The organism is Arthrobacter sulfonylureivorans, assembly GCF_047607445.1.
In the GTDB taxonomy this organism is placed as follows: Bacteria; Actinomycetota; Actinomycetes; order Actinomycetales; family Micrococcaceae; genus Crystallibacter; species Crystallibacter sulfonylureivorans_A.
Window position 1 is genome coordinate 158712 of sequence record NZ_JBLKRT010000001.1, and the last position, 14854, is coordinate 173565.

At 66.6% G+C, this 14854-nt stretch carries 18 protein-coding genes; 3 read left to right on the forward strand and 15 right to left on the reverse strand.

Translation table 11 applies throughout. The features are described from left to right. Window positions 1-14: 14 nt before the first annotated feature. A complete protein-coding gene (locus tag ACMX2H_RS00710) occupies window positions 15-386 on the reverse strand; it encodes a hypothetical protein (RefSeq protein WP_414958495.1) in 372 nt (123 codons plus the stop codon). Between the two features lie 536 nt (window positions 387-922). Here ACMX2H_RS00710 and ACMX2H_RS00715 point away from each other — a divergent pair. Further along, window positions 923-1417 (forward strand): AfsR/SARP family transcriptional regulator, encoded by a 495-nt coding sequence (locus ACMX2H_RS00715; protein WP_414958496.1) that lies wholly within the window; start codon window positions 923-925, stop codon window positions 1415-1417. A gap of 19 nt (window positions 1418-1436) precedes the next feature. Here ACMX2H_RS00715 and ACMX2H_RS00720 read toward each other — a convergent pair whose 3' ends face one another. The 10 genes from ACMX2H_RS00720 to ACMX2H_RS00765 form a co-directional block, all read right to left on the reverse strand. Next, on the reverse strand, window positions 1437-2537 hold the full coding sequence (locus tag ACMX2H_RS00720) for a carboxylate-amine ligase (RefSeq protein WP_414958497.1): 1101 nt from the start codon (window positions 2535-2537) through the stop codon (window positions 1437-1439). A gap of 178 nt (window positions 2538-2715) precedes the next feature. Then, complete coding sequence (locus ACMX2H_RS00725) at window positions 2716-3441, reverse strand: metal-dependent transcriptional regulator (protein ID WP_414958498.1); 726 nt, start codon at window positions 3439-3441, stop codon at window positions 2716-2718. 44 nt (window positions 3442-3485) lie between these two features. Then, window positions 3486-4382: a metal ABC transporter permease gene (locus tag ACMX2H_RS00730; protein ID WP_414958499.1), complete on the reverse strand. Its 897-nt coding sequence runs from the start codon at window positions 4380-4382 to the stop codon at window positions 3486-3488. Beyond that, the gene (locus tag ACMX2H_RS00735; protein WP_414958500.1) at window positions 4369-5148 is read right to left on the reverse strand and encodes a metal ABC transporter ATP-binding protein; all 780 of its coding nucleotides are present in this window, start codon (window positions 5146-5148) and stop codon (window positions 4369-4371) included. Before ACMX2H_RS00735 ends, ACMX2H_RS00730 begins: the two co-directional genes overlap by 14 nt. Beyond that, on the reverse strand, window positions 5145-6059 hold the full coding sequence (locus ACMX2H_RS00740) for a metal ABC transporter substrate-binding protein (protein ID WP_414958501.1): 915 nt from the start codon (window positions 6057-6059) through the stop codon (window positions 5145-5147). The genes ACMX2H_RS00735 and ACMX2H_RS00740 overlap by 4 nt, the downstream gene beginning before the upstream one ends. Before the next feature lie 90 nt (window positions 6060-6149). After that, on the reverse strand, window positions 6150-6908 hold the full coding sequence (locus ACMX2H_RS00745; protein ID WP_414958502.1) for a class I SAM-dependent methyltransferase: 759 nt from the start codon (window positions 6906-6908) through the stop codon (window positions 6150-6152). A 25-nt stretch (window positions 6909-6933) separates the two neighbouring features. After that, on the reverse strand, window positions 6934-7818 hold the full coding sequence (gene hisN, locus ACMX2H_RS00750) for a histidinol-phosphatase (protein ID WP_414958503.1): 885 nt from the start codon (window positions 7816-7818) through the stop codon (window positions 6934-6936). Window positions 7819-7884: 66 nt separating this feature from the next. Continuing rightward, complete coding sequence (gene rsgA / locus ACMX2H_RS00755) at window positions 7885-8988, reverse strand: ribosome small subunit-dependent GTPase A (RefSeq protein WP_414958504.1); 1104 nt, start codon at window positions 8986-8988, stop codon at window positions 7885-7887. Between the two features lie 2 nt (window positions 8989-8990). Then, the gene (gene aroA / locus ACMX2H_RS00760) at window positions 8991-10304 is read right to left on the reverse strand and encodes a 3-phosphoshikimate 1-carboxyvinyltransferase (RefSeq protein ID WP_414958505.1); all 1314 of its coding nucleotides are present in this window, start codon (window positions 10302-10304) and stop codon (window positions 8991-8993) included. A gap of 11 nt (window positions 10305-10315) precedes the next feature. Further along, the gene (locus ACMX2H_RS00765) at window positions 10316-10897 is read right to left on the reverse strand and encodes a DoxX family protein (RefSeq protein ID WP_414958506.1); all 582 of its coding nucleotides are present in this window, start codon (window positions 10895-10897) and stop codon (window positions 10316-10318) included. A 331-nt stretch (window positions 10898-11228) separates the two neighbouring features. On the opposite strand from ACMX2H_RS00765, the gene ACMX2H_RS00770 reads away from it, so the two are divergent. Next, a complete protein-coding gene (locus ACMX2H_RS00770; RefSeq protein ID WP_414958507.1) occupies window positions 11229-11933 on the forward strand; it encodes a sigma-70 family RNA polymerase sigma factor in 705 nt (234 codons plus the stop codon). After that, complete coding sequence (gene rsrA, locus ACMX2H_RS00775; RefSeq protein WP_136784606.1) at window positions 11930-12193, forward strand: mycothiol system anti-sigma-R factor; 264 nt, start codon at window positions 11930-11932, stop codon at window positions 12191-12193. Before ACMX2H_RS00770 ends, rsrA begins: the two co-directional genes overlap by 4 nt. Window positions 12194-12321: 128 nt before the next feature. On the opposite strand, the gene ACMX2H_RS00780 is transcribed toward rsrA, so the two are convergent. The 4 genes from ACMX2H_RS00780 to ACMX2H_RS00795 all read right to left on the reverse strand — a co-directional run bounded on the left by ACMX2H_RS00780 (window position 12322) and on the right by ACMX2H_RS00795 (window position 14761). Then, entirely contained in the window at window positions 12322-12396 is a 75-nt protein-coding gene (locus ACMX2H_RS00780) for a 50S ribosomal protein bL37 (RefSeq protein ID WP_394940783.1), read from the reverse strand. A 106-nt stretch (window positions 12397-12502) separates the two neighbouring features. Next, complete coding sequence (locus tag ACMX2H_RS00785; RefSeq protein WP_414958508.1) at window positions 12503-13099, reverse strand: PadR family transcriptional regulator; 597 nt, start codon at window positions 13097-13099, stop codon at window positions 12503-12505. Beyond that, complete coding sequence (locus ACMX2H_RS00790) at window positions 13099-13923, reverse strand: DUF4097 family beta strand repeat-containing protein (RefSeq protein ID WP_414958509.1); 825 nt, start codon at window positions 13921-13923, stop codon at window positions 13099-13101. The genes ACMX2H_RS00785 and ACMX2H_RS00790 overlap by 1 nt, the downstream gene beginning before the upstream one ends. 238 nt (window positions 13924-14161) lie before the next feature. Next, the gene (locus ACMX2H_RS00795; protein WP_414958510.1) at window positions 14162-14761 is read right to left on the reverse strand and encodes a GDSL-type esterase/lipase family protein; all 600 of its coding nucleotides are present in this window, start codon (window positions 14759-14761) and stop codon (window positions 14162-14164) included. Window positions 14762-14854 lie beyond the last annotated feature (93 nt).

The window sequence follows — 14854 nt, forward strand, 5'->3', positions numbered from 1 at the left end:
GCCGGTTCCTGTTTTCAGGAACCGGGCAGCGCCACGTCGACGACCCCGATGAACCTGGTGCCGATGCCGTCATACTCGCTGCGGACCCATTCCGCCGGCAATTCCGGCAGCTCGCCGGGATCGTGGTGCTGGCAGTAGACATAGGTGAACTCCGGCCACCATTTCTTCGGCCGGGCGGTCTCCGTTTGGCCGCAGATGACGCATTCCAACGTTGTCCAGACAGGCCGCTTGCCGGTTCGATTGGCACGCGACTGGGCCAGCCAGGCCGGCGGGTTCTCATCCATCGCGGCAAGCTCCTCCTGCGATATGCGGGCCGGGATGCCGTGGCGTTTCGCCATCTCCGGTGGGATATCGAGGAACTGGGCCGCTTCGCGTCTGGTGATCATCACCTACAACCATGGACCGGGACCCCGACTGCCGCAACTTTGTGCCCGTTTTCCGGGGCGACGTTGCCAAGCGCCTGGCTGTGGGGCGGGCTGCGCCGTGTGGGAGGTGACTGCAGGACGCTGACTGAAGGGCGCTGGCCGCAACCGGGTGGGCTCCGTTCAGCTTTCGCCAGCAGAAAGGCGTTCTCAAGGATTGGACTCAGGTTATTTTCAGGATGAATCCTTTAGCTGCGTTGACAACGCCGGACAGGATGGGAAGCTGATCAGGAAGGTGTTTCGGCAGTGGGTTGGGGTGCGCATCAAGATGCCTGGGGGGCACAAAAATGAATGCAATAGAACACATCTGGGAAGTCCAATTGCTAGGGGGATGGCAGATTCGCCGAGGGACGACTCCCGTCAAAGTAACCATTCGACAGCAGCGACTCATCGCCGTTTTGGCCTTGTACGGCAGTGCGCCACGAGCGTTTTTGGCCGGGCTTCTTTGGCCTGACAGTCCCGACCGGCAGGCAACGGGGAGCCTGCGGGAGACCATCTGGATGATCTCCCATCAGCTGCCTGGCTTGCTGGTGGAAAGCCGGGATCCGCTGGCGCTCGCTCCGGACGTGGTGGTGGATGTTCATGAAATCGGCCGGCGCGTAGCTGCGCTGGAAGGGGACCGGAGTGCAGGCCTGCCGCCGGCCATGCTCGATCGACTGCGCACCGCCGAGCTGCTGCCCGGATGGTACGAGGACTGGGTCGTGGCAGAGCAGGAGCGGTGGAAGCAGCTGAGGCTCTCGGCGCTGGAACGTCTCGCCAGCCGGTACCTGGAGCGCGGCGAGACCGATCAGGCCAACGATGCGGCCGGATTCGCCATCGCCATTGAGCCACTGCGGGAAAGCGCCCAGCGCCTGTTGCTGGAAACACACATTGCCGATGGCAACTATGCCCAGGCTTTGCGGGCGTTCGAAGTCTTCAAGTCCCGGCTCTGGAGGGAATTCGGCGTGGAGCCTTCGGCCAAGATCACGAAGATCATGGCGCCCTTGCTGACCTAGCCGGGTTCGGCGCCGCGGACTACGGCTCGGCGGTCAGCGACGTCGCGTAAAGATCCATCAGCGCCGGCAGACCGCCGGTCTCCATCGCCTTCCGCTGCCGTTCGGCGCCGGTTCCCGTGGCGAAAAGCCGTTCTATGCTGGCATCCACCCAGGCAGAATCGCCCTCCTCCTCCAACGCGGGCCGGATGTAGCGCAGCAGCATGCCCACCACGTCCCGCGCCGGCAGCAACAGGCCCGACTCCGGGTCCACCAGCCGGTCGGACAGGCCCTGACGGCCGGCCTGCCACACAGCGGCATCCAGCAACTCGGGCTCCGGCTGCAGGAAAGTCCGCGAGGCAGCTTCATCGGCCAGCACCGTCGTGATCAGGCACCGGATTACTGCCGCGATCAACACGGCGTCCTGGGCCTCGAGCTGTACATCTGCCGCCCGGACTTCCAGCGTGGGGTAGCGGTCGGATAGCCGGGCCAGCCAGGTGAGGACACCCCGGTCAATAATGACGCCCGAGTCCACCAGGCGCTGGATGCGACGCTCGTAGTCGGCGGCGTCGCGGAAGACCGGTGCGCAGCCCTGGACCGGCCATCGGCGGTAGTGCACAATCCGCCAACTGCCGAAGCCGCTGTCGCGGTCCAGCCAGTAGGGTGAGTTGGCGCTGAGCGCCACCACCGCCGGCATCCACGGCCGGATCCGGTTCAAGGCCTGCACTCCGGCTTCCTTGTCCGGGACGGATACATGGACGTGCTGGCCGTTGACGAACTGGTCGGCCACAATGCCCTTCGCGCTGGCCTTGAGCTGGTGGTAGCGCTGGTTGTCCGTGACTTCCGGGTAGTCGTCCTGGATCCGCGGTGCGGTGCCGGTGGCAGCGGCCCTGACGCCGGTCTTCCGGGCAGCAGCATCCAGTTCCCGGCGGAAGTTCAGGAGCGACTCCTCGGCTTCGGTAAGCGTGGCGCAGACCGCGGTTGCGGTTTCAATCTGGCAAGTGAGCAGCTCCCGCTGGATGTCCCCGCGGGCAACATGCAGCGATCCTTCAAGGTTTTCGGCGACCTTGTCGGCCATCGGGACGGGCATCCCGGTTGCCGGATCCAGCAGCAGGTATTCTTCCTCAATTCCCAGAGTTGCCATGGGACACCTTTCTTCTGCCGACGTCGGTATTGCCGAGCCTAACCGATAGGTAGCCGCTTATGTGCGCCGTCCCGACGGCCCGACCCCGGAAAATCCCCCTTCAGCGGGGTGCTTGGGAGCGCTCGGGAGGGCCCTGAACCTCCGCCGGCCAGCGCAAGGCGCGCGGGCGCCGTCGTACTCAGGAGGCGAGCAGGCAGCCCGGGTGCGGATCGCTGTGCACCCACAGCGCCGCGGCCGCCTGGTCGCCCAGGTCAAGCTCGCGGGCGGATCCGCTGGGGCCAAAACGCACCACCAAGGCACCGCCGAAGGGTCGCCGGCCAACAACCTCCACGCGGTCGTCGAGCCTGATCTGCTCGGAGCTGAAGAAGCGCAGCAGATCGGCGTCGGCGTCGCTGATCCGGGTGATGCGGCCGGTGTGCCCGCCGTCGAGTTCTTCCAGTTGCACGGCGTGAGGCACATGCACTGTGCCGTCCGCGGCGGGGATCGGGTCGCCGTGCGGATCGCGCTGTGGATCGCCCAGCTTGGCTGCCATTCGGTTGATGAAAGTGTCGGAGACGGTGTGTTCGAGCAACTCCGCCTCGTCGTGGACCTCGTCCCAGGCATAGCCGAGTTCCTGGACCAGAAAGGTCTCCAGGACCCGGTGCCGGCGGACCATGGTCAGTGCCAGCCGGCGGCCGGCGCTGGTCAGTTCAATGGCGCTGTACGGCCGGTGGTCGACCAGTTGCAGGTCCACCAGCTTGCGCACCATCTCGGAGACCGACGAGTTGGCCACGCCCAGGCGCACGGCTAGCTGGGAGGACGTGATGGGCTTGTCCTGCCACTCGGTGAAGGCATAGATGACCTTGACGTAGTCCTGCACACTGGACGAGCCGCTACTGAGCGCGGATTTTTTGGCCGGTGGCATTGCGGTTTCACCCTTTCTCCGTACGTCCTCAAAGGACTGCAGACTTACAGCGTGGCGCTGCTGGTATCCGGCTGTAAGGCGTCGCTCCGCCGGGCGGACCGGCGGCGTACCAACTGCCAGATTACCCCGGTTCGCGGCGCGGACAGGTAGACCACCAGGAAGACCAGCGCCTGGGCCAGGACCACGGCCGCGCCGGTCGCGACGTCCAGATAGTAGCTGGCATAAATGCCGGCGATCGAGGCCGCGGCAGTGACTGAGGCGGCGATGACGAGCATCGCGTCAAACCGTCGGGTCAGCAGGAAGGCCGTGGCGCCCGGAGTAATCAGCATGGCCACCACCAGCACGATGCCCACCGCCTGCAGGCCGACGACGACGGTGAGCGCCAGCAACCCGAGCAGCAGCACCGACAACCATCGAGTGTTGAGCCCGATGGCGTGGGCGTGGACGCGGTCGAAGGCGAACAGGGTGAGATCGCGGCGTTTGAACAGCAGGACGCACAGTGTGACGGCGCCCAGGCCGAGCACCTGCAGCAGTTCGCCGTCGCTGACGCCCAGAACGTTGCCGAACAGGATGTGCTGCAGGTCGGTTTGGCTCGGGGTTTTGGAGATGATCGCCAGGCCGGCCGCGAAGAACGCGGTGAAGACCACGCCGATGACGGTGTCGCCCTTCAACCGGGTGGAGGAGCGCACACCTCCGATCAGCGCCACCGCGGCCGCGCCGAAAATGAACGCGCCGAGCGAGAACGGGATGCCGATGATGTAGGCCAACGCGACGCCGGGCAGCACGGCGTGGGAGACCGCATCGCCCATCAGCGACCAGCCCATCAAGATCAGCCAGCAGGACAACACCGCGGAGACGATGGACGCTGCCAGTGTGACCAGCAGGGCACGGGTCAGGAAACCGTACTGCAGCGGTTCCAGCAGCCAGTTAAGCAAGTCCACGGTGGGCTCCTTCCGCGGGGCCGATCAGCGCGGAGCCGAATGCCAGGGCCAGGTTATCGTTGGTCAACACTTCCGCCGGCGATCCGTGCGCCAGTACTTTTTGGTGCAGCAGGATCGCCTCGTCGCACAGTTGCGGAATGCCGGCCAGATCGTGGGTGGAGATCAGGATCGTCTTGCCCTCGTGGCGCAGCTCCTTCAGCAGCGAGATCAGGCCGGCTTCGGAGGCCTTGTCCACGCCTGCGAAGGGCTCGTCGAGCAGCAGCAGCCCGGCGTCCTGCGCGATGCCGCGGGCCACAAAAGCACGTTTCCGCTGGCCCCCCGACAGCTCGCCGATCTGCCGTTGCTGCAGGTGGCTCAGTCCCGTCCGTTCCAGCGCCGCATCCACGGCTTCGCGATCCCCGCGGTGCGGCCGGCGCATCGGGCCCAGCCTGCCGTAGCGGCCCATCATCACCACATCCCGCACCGACACCGGGAAGGTCCAATCGACATCTTCGGACTGTGGAACGTAGCTGACCAGATTCAACTTCCGTGCCTGCCGGGGCGGAAGACCGAACAGTTCCACGGTGCCGGAGGTGGGATGCGCCAGACCCATCAGCGACTTGAACAGCGTGGACTTGCCGGAGCCGTTGACGCCGATCAGCCCGCAGATGGTCCCCAGGGCCACCGTTGCGCTGACGTCATCCAGCGCGACGACGTCGTTATAGGCCACATGCAGGCCGGCCACGGAGATAGCAGGGGACCCGGCCGGGATGACGTGTGTGCTCACGGCGCCAGTCCTTCCTTGATCAGGGAGATGTCGTGCTTGATCAGCTCCAGATGGGTGGGCACCGGTCCATTGGGTCCGGAGAGCGAATCTACGTACAGCGGCGTGACGAACCGGGCGCCGGTGGCTTTCGCCACCTGGCGCATCGATTCCGGGTTGACGGTCGATTCGCAGAACACCGTCGGGATCCGGTGTTCGCGGACCTGTCCGATGACTTCTTTGATCTGCCGGGGCGTGCCCTCGGCGTCCGAGTTCACCGGCCAGAGGTAGGCCTCGTGCAGCCCCGCGTCGCGGGCCAGGTACGAGAATGCCCCTTCACAGCTGACCAGGGCGGGAACGGCCGCCGGATCGGCGAAGGCGGTCTTCAGCCCGTCCATCAGCTTGTCCAGTTCCCCGCGGTAGGCCGCGCCGTTGCGCTGGAAATCATCGGCGTGCCCAGGCACCAGGTCGCTGAAGGCGCGCACGATGTTGTCCACGTAGATTTTGGCGGCTTCCGGCGACATCCAGGCGTGCGGATTGGGGCGGCCTTCATAGTTTCCGGCAGTGATATTCACCGGCTCCACGCCGTCGCTGAGCACCACGTGCGGGGCCGGGACTGCGTTCAGGAACCGCGCGAACCAGCGTTCCAACCCCAGCCCGTTGTCCAGGATCAGGTCGGCATCCTGCGCTTTGATCAAGTCCGACGGCGTGGGCTGGTAGCCGTGGATTTCCGCGCCGATCTTGGTGATGGAGATGACCTCCACGTGTCCGCCGCCAATCTTGTTGGCCATGTCCGCCAGCACGGTGAAGGTGGTCAGGACCAGCGGCCGGTCGTCGGCCGCGGCGGCGGTTGGTGCGGGAGGAGGGGCGCAGCCGGCCACCGCCAGCACGGCGGCAACGGCCAACAGGCATACCTTCACCCAATATTTCGGCATGCCTAAATTTTGCCGGACGGCTGGCCTGATGACAAGCTGCGGCAGGTCTGTGACGGCGCCCGGGGTGCGTCCGGGGCAGCGTCCCGGAGCTCAGGCCGCCCGTGCCCGCCAGCTGTGGGTCAGATAGGGCAGCCCGATCGGTGCTCCGGGGGAGTGGCCCAGATGGTCGTGGAGGTACCAGTCCAGGTTGGCCAACACTTTGGTCCTGGTTGCCTCGTTGGCGCGCAAGTAATAGCTGCGGGTTTTGGCCAGCTCCATCACATCCAGCGTGCTGAGCGGGTCCTGCCAGTGGGTGTCGTGCCCTTCCAGTCCGCTGAACTCCGGTCCGATCCGGGGACGAAAATCCGGTTTGAGCACATCGCCGGCATGCATGATGCGGGTGAGCCGGTGTACCCACGGCACGCCGGTATCCAACTGGTTCCACACCAATCCCAAGACACCGCCGGGCTTCAGGATGCGGGCGGCCTCGGTACTGGCCCGGAGCGGGTCGGTCCAGTGCCAGGCTTGGGCCACAGTGACAACATCCATGCTGGCATCGGCGATCCCGGTCTGCTCCGCGGTACCCACCACGGTGGCCACGCCGGGCAGGTTGCGTCGCAGCTGGGCGAGCATGTCGGCAGACGGGTCCACCGCAATCACCTGCAGTCCCCGCGCGGCCAACGCGGCGGTGTACTTTCCGGTGCCGGCACCCAGATCAGCGGCGGTGCGGGCGTGGGCCGGCAGCAGCCAGTCCACTGCGTCGTCCGGGTAGCCGGGACGGATGCGGTCGTAGTGTTCGCCGCCCTGCTGGAAGGTGTCGCCGTAGGCCCGGCGCCGCTCATCGTCCATCCGGGGGCCGCCGTGTGCCACGTGGTGCTCCTTGTACAGCGGCCGGTTACCGGCCCTCGCCGCCGGCTTCGGTGCCGCCGGCTGCTTCGTCGTCGTATGCCGCGGTGGCCGACCCGGCCGGGCGCTGGCCACGCAGTTCGGGGTTCAGGCGGTGCAGTGCGGTCTGGTGCAGTAGGCCGTTGGTAGCCAGCGCGTTGCCGCCGAACGGGCCGTCCTCGCCCTCCAGCGAGCTGAACCTGCCGCCGGCTTCGGTGACGATCGGGACCAGGGCGGCCATGTCGTAGAGGTTCAGCTCCGGTTCGCAGGCAATGTCCACGGCGCCTTCGGCCACCAGGCAGTAGGACCAGAAATCGCCGAACGCGCGGGTGCGCCAGACCGATTCGGTCAGCTCGAGGAAGTCGTCCAGGTTCCCGCGTTCCTTCCAACCGCCCAGACTGGAATAGGACATCGACGCATCCTCCAGCCGGTCCACGGCGGAAACCTGCAGCCTAGTGGCAGCGGCCAGCGAACGCCCGGTGTAGGCGCCGGTTCCCTTGGCGGCCCACCACCGCTTGCCCAGTGCCGGCGCACTGACCAGGCCCACCACCGGCTGTCCCTCGTCCACCAGGGCGATCAGGGTGGCCCAGACGGGTACGCCGCGGACAAAGTTCTTGGTGCCGTCAATCGGGTCGATGATCCACCGGCGGGTGCCGTGCCCGCTGCTGCCGAACTCTTCACCCAGCACCGCATCCCGCGGCCGGGACCGGGAGAGCTGCCCGCGGATGGCTTCTTCGGCGGCGCGGTCGGCGTCGGTGACCGGAGTGAGGTCCGGCTTGGTCTCCACCTTCAGGTCGAGGGCCTTGAACCGGGCCATGGTCTGCGCATCCACGGAGTCGGCCATCACGTGGGCCAGGCGCAGATCGTCGTTGTAGGTTTGCGGAGCGTGGGTCATAGGTTTCAACCTATCGGTAAGTGCAGCGCGGACGCGGGAGGCAGCGCCCGCAACCGGGCGGCAAACCTAGACCGTGCCGAGCTCCTTGGCCTCCGGCCGTTCCTCGGCGCCCAACAAGCGGCGCAGGGACGCCAGCCGGACCGTCCCGGCGTCGCCGGCACCGCCGTCAGCCACATAGGCGTCCAGACCGCAGTCGATGGCGGACGCGTCGTGCTTGCAGCCGCGCGCACAGTCGGCCGTGCCGGGCCCCAGATCAGGGAAGGCCGACAGGATGCGGTCGGGATCCACGTGGGCCAATCCGAAGGAGCGGATGCCGGGAGTATCGATGATCCAGGTGCCGGCCGGCGCGTCCAGGACTTTCAGCGCCAACGCCGACGACGAGGTGTGGCGGCCGCGCCCGGTGACGGCGTTGACCCCGCCGGTGGCACGCTGGGCGCCGGTCAGCGCGTTGACCATGGTGGACTTGCCGACGCCCGAATGACCCAGGGTAACGGTGACCTTGCCGTCGAGGTAACCGCGCAGCTCTGCCACGGCCTCGGTATCTAGCCGGGCGGACAGGCCCTCGTCGGAGAGCGTATCCACGCCGGCAGCGTCCACGGCCGCCGTGCGGCTGACGATCACCGGCAGGTCCAGATGCGTGTAGTTGGACAGCAGTTCGGCGGGATCCTTCAGGTCCGCTTTGGTCACGCACAGCAGCGGACTGATCCCGGCGTCGTACGCCGCCACCAGTGCCCGGTCGATGAAGCCGGTCCGGGGTTCGGGATTGGCCGCGGCCACCACAATGATCAGTTGGTCCGCATTCGCCACCACCACGCGCTCCACCGGGTCGGTGTCATCCGCGCTGCGGCGCAGCAGCGTCCGTCGTTCCTCCACCCGGACCAGCCGGGCCAGGCTGTCCGGTTCGCCGGACACGTCCCCGACCAGGGCCACGAAATCTCCGGCCACCACCGGAGTGCGGCGCAACTCCCGGGCGCGGGCCGCGACGACGGTGCGCTCCTCGGGGGTGTCTTCGGCGACGACGGCGGTGTAGCGGCCACGGTCGACGGTCACGATCCGGCCGAGCTCGGCGTCTTCGTGGGCGGGGCGGTCCTTGGTGCGTGGACGTGTGCCGCGCTTGTTGGGGCGGATGCGCACATCCGACTCGTCCCAGCTTCCAGTACTACGCGCCACCGTCAGCCTTCGGTGGGTGCCGGTGCGGCAGCGTACATTTCCTGCCAGAGCTGCGGGAACTCGGGCATGGTCTTCGCCGTCGTCCCGATGTCCTCCACCTCCACGCCGCGCACAGCCAGGCCGATGATGGCTCCGGCCGTAGCCATGCGGTGGTCTTCGTAGGAGTGGAACAACCCGCCGTGCAGCGGCCGGGGCCGGATCAGCAGCCCGTCGGCCGTCTCTTCGGCGTCGCCGCCCAGCCGGTTGATTTCCGCCACGAGGGCAGCCAAGCGATCGGTTTCGTGCCCGCGCAGGTGGGCAATACCGCTCAGCCGGGACTCGCCGTCGGCCAGCGCGCACAGGGCCGCCGCAGTGGGAGCCAGTTCGCTGGTATCGGCAAGGTCCGCGCCGGTGATCTTTTCGCCGCCGACTACTGTAAGCGTCCCGTCTTCCAGCGTGACCGTGGCGCCGAGCCGGGGCAGGATGTCCCGCCAGGCGTCGCCCACCTGGGTGGTGGAAGCCGGCCAATTCGGCACCCTGATCCGGCCGCGGGTGGCCAACGCGGCGGCCAGGAACGGTCCGGCGTTGGAGAGGTCTTGCTCAATCCGGGTATCGAAGGCGCGGATCGGACCGGGGGAGACCACCCAGTGGTTCGGGCGGGAGTCGTCCACGGCCACGCCGAGGTCGCGCAGCAGCCGGACCGTCATGGCGATGTGGTCCAGGCTCGGCACGCGCTCGCCGACGTGCTCCAGATGCAGGCCGTCGCGGAAGCGCGGAGCCACCAGCAGCAGGGCGGAGACAAACTGTGAGGACGCGCTGGCATCAATCGCCAGATGACCGCCGGGCACGCTGCCGGTGCCGGTGATGCGGAAGGGGAGGCTGCCGCGTCCGCTGTCGTCCACTTCCACACCCAGTTGGCGCAGCGCGTCGATGGTGGGGGACATCGGCCGGCGCCGTGCCGCCGGGTCGCCGTCGAACTCAACCTGTCCCGTGCACAGTGCTGCCAGCGGCGGCACGAAGCGCATGACGGTGCCGGCCAGACCGCAATCGATACCGGCACCCCCCAGCGGGTGCGCCGGGTCAATCGGCTCCACCAGCAGGTCGGGGCCGAACCGGCCGTCTCCCTCCGCCTCGGTAATCCGGGCGCCCAAGGACCGAAGCGCATCCACCATCAGGAAGGTGTCACGTGAGTGCAGCGGGGCGCGGAGCCGGGACGGGCCGTCGGCCAACGCCGCGAGCACCAGATACCGGTTGGTCAGGGACTTGGAAGCAGGGATCTGGACCGTTGCGTCGATCGGTTTCTCTGCATAGGGAGCCGGCCAGCTCTGGGCAACCATGGGCATTTCGTTCAGGATCCCACCACGTCCGCGGTGGCTTCCCGCACGGTGCGCTCTGCCTTCTTCAGGTGCTTGCGGGCGTCTTTGCCCATCGACGCGGCATTGCGGCGCGCGTCCTTGCTGATCGAGCGGACGTTGCGCCGGGCGTCGGCCGCCAGATGCTCGGCACGCCAGACCAGGCCCGGCTTGCCGGCGGTGTCGACTGCTGCCAGCATGACCGCTCCGGCCAGCGACAGGTTCTTCAGGAGCCGGTTGCGGCGGTCTCGTCTGGCTTCCGGAGTGGTGGAATCGGCAGCCCGGTATTCCACCAGCGTGTTAACCGCGGTGGTGCCGGCCAGCAGTGCCGCTGCAAGGCGGGAGAACTTGCCCATGCCCAGCAGGACGCCTGCGCCGACCTGGGCTGCGCCGATGACGCGTGCAATCGTCTTCTCTTGCCCGGCCAACGCTCCTGCCGCGGGAAAGACGGATTCTGTCTGCTGAACCAGCGGCCGCAAGGAGGCAGCTGTTTCCTCTGTGTGGCGCAAGCGGTCGATGCCGGTGGCTATAAAACTGGTGGCCAGCAGCGGACGGGCGGCAAGGCGGACGATTGACATGGAAGCCTCCTGGGCGTCGGCGTGCGTCGAAGGAATCTGTACCTTTCCCCTCGGCCGGACCGCGGGGAGGCGGCACTGGACACTAGTCTGGCACTTTTGTTGGCACCGCACACCTTGCCTGAGGGTTTGTCCATCATCGGAAGGGAATAGCGGTCCCGCATCGAGTGTTACCCATCAGAGGAACAACCGGTGCATTGTCTCCGGTCCACCATGTGTCGGAACGAAGGGAAAACCTGTGACTACAGCGCTTGCCGAGCCGGCCCCCGCGGGGTCGGTAGACGGCGCGGCACCGGCCCAGGGGGTCGTGAAGCTCAGCGTAGACTGGGAGCCAATGACGACTGACAATTCGGACGCCGCCACAAACCGCAGCAGCCCAGAAACAACGGGGCAGCCGGACGAGGTTGACGTCCAGACGGAAACTGCCGAAGAGCGCCGCGCCCGCTTTGAGCGCGACGCCATGCAGTATGTGGACCAGCTGTACTCTGCCGCGATGCGGATGGCACGCAATCCCAGCGATGCCGAGGATCTGGTGCAGGAGGCCTACACCAAGGCGTTTTCGGCTTTTCACCAGTACAAGCCCGGGACCAACCTCAAGGCCTGGCTGTACCGGATCCTGACGAACACTTACATCAACCTCTACCGGAAGCGCCAGCGCGAACCGCAACAGTCCAATACGGACCAGGTAGAGGACTGGCAGATGTTCCAGGCGGCCTCCCACACTTCCTCGGGACTGCGGTCTGCGGAAGCGGAGGCACTGGACCACCTGCCGGATTCTGATGTGAAGAACGCCCTCCAGGCCATTCCGGAGGAATTCCGGCTGGCCGTCTACTTCTCGGATGTAGAGGGCTTCGCGTACAAGGAAATATCGGAAATCATGAACACCCCCATTGGTACCGTGATGTCCCGTTTGCACCGGGGACGCAAGCTGTTGCGCGAGCTGCTTGCGGACTACGCGCACGAACGCGGCATGGGCAGTACCAAGGACAGGAAAGACGCCGCGGCGGCGGTGGGGACACAACAGGAGAACGTCAAATGAGCGACTGCCACGGACTGGGCGACTGCGAAGACGACCGGATGCAACGGATTTACGAGTACGTTGACGGCGCACTCTCCCGCGACGACCTCGCGGAGATCAAGGCGCATCTCGACAGTTGCCAAGAGTGCGCCGAAGAACACAATCTGGAATGCCTGATCCGCTCGGTGGTGAAGCGCTCCTGCCAGGAAGCCGCACCGCAGACCCTTAAGGAGCGCATCTTGGACAAGATCGGCCACATCAGGGAATCCGACACCGTTTAGCTTGATCGGCCGGCCGGACTCCCAGGGGCTGCCGGCCCGCAGCAACAACGGAAGAACCCCCGCCGCCCAGATGGGCACGGGGGTTCTTTCGTCAGCAGCATCAGCCGCGCGGGCTGGTGCCCAACCGCTTAGGTGTTGGGGCGCTTGCTGTGGTTTGCGCCGCCGCGCTTACGGTCACGGCGCTTGCGTGCACGCTTGCTCATAGCTGCCTCCTTTGCTGGATGAAAAAGAACTGCGCACCAGTCTTTCACATGCCCGCGCCTGCTCCTAACTGACGGAGCTCTGCGCAGAGCGGGCTGCGCCTGGAAGTCAGCGCAAGGCTGCGGTGATGGACGCTTTGGCCTGATCCAGCACCGTCCGTATGGTCTGCACGGCAACTTCGTCGACGGATCCGGTGGCGCTGCGCCGGCGCAGGCGCACCCGGACGTCGTCGCGGAAGTCATTGAGCAGGTGTTCCAGCTCCTTCACCGTACGGGCCCCGGCAGCATCAGCCGCCCGCGGAGAATTCCTGGCCGTGCTGCGGGCGGCCTCGGCCGAGGCCGCAAGATCGGCGCGCAGCCCTTTCATGGAGCTGCGCAGTTCGTCCCGCAGCCCGTCGGCCAGCCGCCGCACCGAGGCCGAGATGTCAGCTTCGACGTCGGCCAGCTCGCCCTGTCGGGCGGCCAGTTCCCGCCGTCCGGCATCGGTGATGCTGTAGACCGTGCGCCGTCCGTCCGAGACCGTGGCAACCAGTCCTTCTTCCTCAAGTTTCGCCAGCCGGGGATAGACGGTGCCCGCGCTGGGGGAGTAGGTGCCGCCAAACCGGTCGCTGAGGGCACGGATGATGTCATAACCGTGCTTGTCTCCCTCTGCCACCAGGGCGAGCAGGTAGAGCCGCAGGGCACCGTGGGCGAATACCGGAGGCATCAGTTCACCTGGCTTCCGGCCGTGTCCCGGTGGAAAACCGCCAAGGTGCCCGAGACGGTACTGGACCGGACGGTGAGCCCGCGGCCTTCGGGACCTATCCGGGTCTTCACTTTCTCCGAGAAGCCGAAGAACTTTTGGTCGTTGACGGTGATGCTGCCTGTGGCCGAGGAAGCCGCCACGTCCACGCCGTAGTGCTCGGGCACCCGAACGGTGACGTTGCCGGATACGGAATTGACGGCCAGATCCTGGGGGGCGCCCTGCAGGTCAAAGCTCAGGTCGCCGCTGACCGTGCTGGCCCGGATATGACCCAAATCGCCCGACGCCGTGACCTCGCCGGAGACACTCTTCACCGCCAACGTGCCGCTGTGGTGTCGCACGATGATTTCGCCGCTGACGGTGTTGACCGTGAGCACGCCGGTGGTCTGGTCAGCCATCATGGAGCCGGACACCGTATTCAAATCCACGTTGGCAGCGGTGCCACTGACCAGGCCGTCCCCGCTGACGGTGGACGCCTTGACCGCAACGTCCCGGGGCAGCGCGATGCTGATCACGGCTTCCTCCCGGTAGCCGGAGACCGCCAGATTGACCTGCCGCGCCAAAAAACCCCAAGCGCCCTCGCCGCCCTTGTGGTGGCTGATCTCCAGCACGCCGCCGCGCAGGGTCATTTCCAGTGGTGCGCCGATGACCTCGGAGACCTCCACCCTGACGGCCGGCTCATCGTGCACGATGATGTCCAGCCGCCCCTTGACGATGGAGGCTTTGAGTGCGCGAACCTCGTCAACCTCGATGGTCTGTGGACCGCCGATGCTCCACGTATCGTTCATGACTTGTCCTGCCTGTAGCGACACACCGCTCCCAACGCGATATATCTCGTTATGGGAGACACGATATATCGCGATATGGCCGAGGGCAAGGGGTGTGCCGTGCGGAGCAGCAGGTTCGGCAAGAAGAGCAACAGGTTCAGCAACAGGAGCAGACACAGAACGGCGGAACCGGAGCAGGGCCGGTCCCGCCGTCTGGGAACTGAAAGGAGTTGCCCCGAGGTTCTTCGGGGTGTGGTCGCTAGAAGGGTTCGGGCAGGTCCAGCCACGGATACCAGCCCCGGTGCAGGACCAGCCATGCCAGCAGGCCATAGCCCGCCTGGCCCGGGGTTCCGCCGTTGCCGGCCAGGTCGGTGCGCCACTGCTCGTGGTTGAGCAGGGGCGTGAAGGTGTCCACGAAGACGTGTTTGCGGCGCGTGGTGACGTCGCCGAAAGCGGTCGACAGTTCGGCGAGCTGGGAATTGCGCGCGGCGTCCAGCCCGGGCGGCGGACCGACCACGAAGACCTTGACGCTGAGCTGCGCCGCGCCGTCGAGAATGTTCGCCAGGTTGAGCCTGCTGCGGGCCGTGGACAAGCCGAGGTCGAGGTCGCGGCCGGACAGGCCGATGATCAGCCGGTTTTCGAAGCCGTCATCGAAACGCCGGCCGGCTTCCTGGAGCCAGCGGCCGGCCAGTTCCTCCGTCCCTTCGTTCGGCGATGCCAGGACGAAGGACTCCAGGGTGGCTGGTTCAGGGTTGGTCCGGGCCAGGGTGCGGCCCAACCATCCGAGGGCGCGCGGGTCTCCCACGCCGGCCAGCAGTTGTTCACCTACGGCGGCGATCCTGATTCTGCGTTGCTCCACAAGTAGCTTTCTGGTTCGACGGGCTGGAGACAGTGCTTGGAACGGGGCTTAAAAGAAAGTGGGCGGGGCGCCCTGCGGCCCCCCGCCCACTAT

Bases quoted from the DNA above. Each gene is read 5' to 3' on its own strand.
- ACMX2H_RS00710 (WP_414958495.1), bottom strand. From the start codon at position 386: ATGATCACCAGACGCGAAGCGGCCCAGTTCCTCGATATCCCACCGGAG.
- ACMX2H_RS00715 (WP_414958496.1), top strand. From the start codon at position 923: ATGATCTCCCATCAGCTGCCTGGCTTGCTGGTGGAAAGCCGGGATCCG.
- ACMX2H_RS00720 (WP_414958497.1), bottom strand. From the start codon at position 2,537: ATGGCAACTCTGGGAATTGAGGAAGAATACCTGCTGCTGGATCCGGCA.
- ACMX2H_RS00725 (WP_414958498.1), bottom strand. From the start codon at position 3,441: ATGCCACCGGCCAAAAAATCCGCGCTCAGTAGCGGCTCGTCCAGTGTG.
- ACMX2H_RS00740 (WP_414958501.1), bottom strand. From the start codon at position 6,059: ATGCCGAAATATTGGGTGAAGGTATGCCTGTTGGCCGTTGCCGCCGTG.
- hisN (WP_414958503.1), bottom strand. From the start codon at position 7,818: ATGACCCACGCTCCGCAAACCTACAACGACGATCTGCGCCTGGCCCAC.
- aroA (WP_414958505.1), bottom strand. From the start codon at position 10,304: ATGGTTGCCCAGAGCTGGCCGGCTCCCTATGCAGAGAAACCGATCGAC.
- ACMX2H_RS00765 (WP_414958506.1), bottom strand. From the start codon at position 10,897: ATGTCAATCGTCCGCCTTGCCGCCCGTCCGCTGCTGGCCACCAGTTTT.
- ACMX2H_RS00770 (WP_414958507.1), top strand. From the start codon at position 11,229: ATGACGACTGACAATTCGGACGCCGCCACAAACCGCAGCAGCCCAGAA.
- rsrA (WP_136784606.1), top strand. From the start codon at position 11,930: ATGAGCGACTGCCACGGACTGGGCGACTGCGAAGACGACCGGATGCAA.
- ACMX2H_RS00785 (WP_414958508.1), bottom strand. From the start codon at position 13,099: ATGCCTCCGGTATTCGCCCACGGTGCCCTGCGGCTCTACCTGCTCGCC.
- ACMX2H_RS00790 (WP_414958509.1), bottom strand. From the start codon at position 13,923: ATGAACGATACGTGGAGCATCGGCGGTCCACAGACCATCGAGGTTGAC.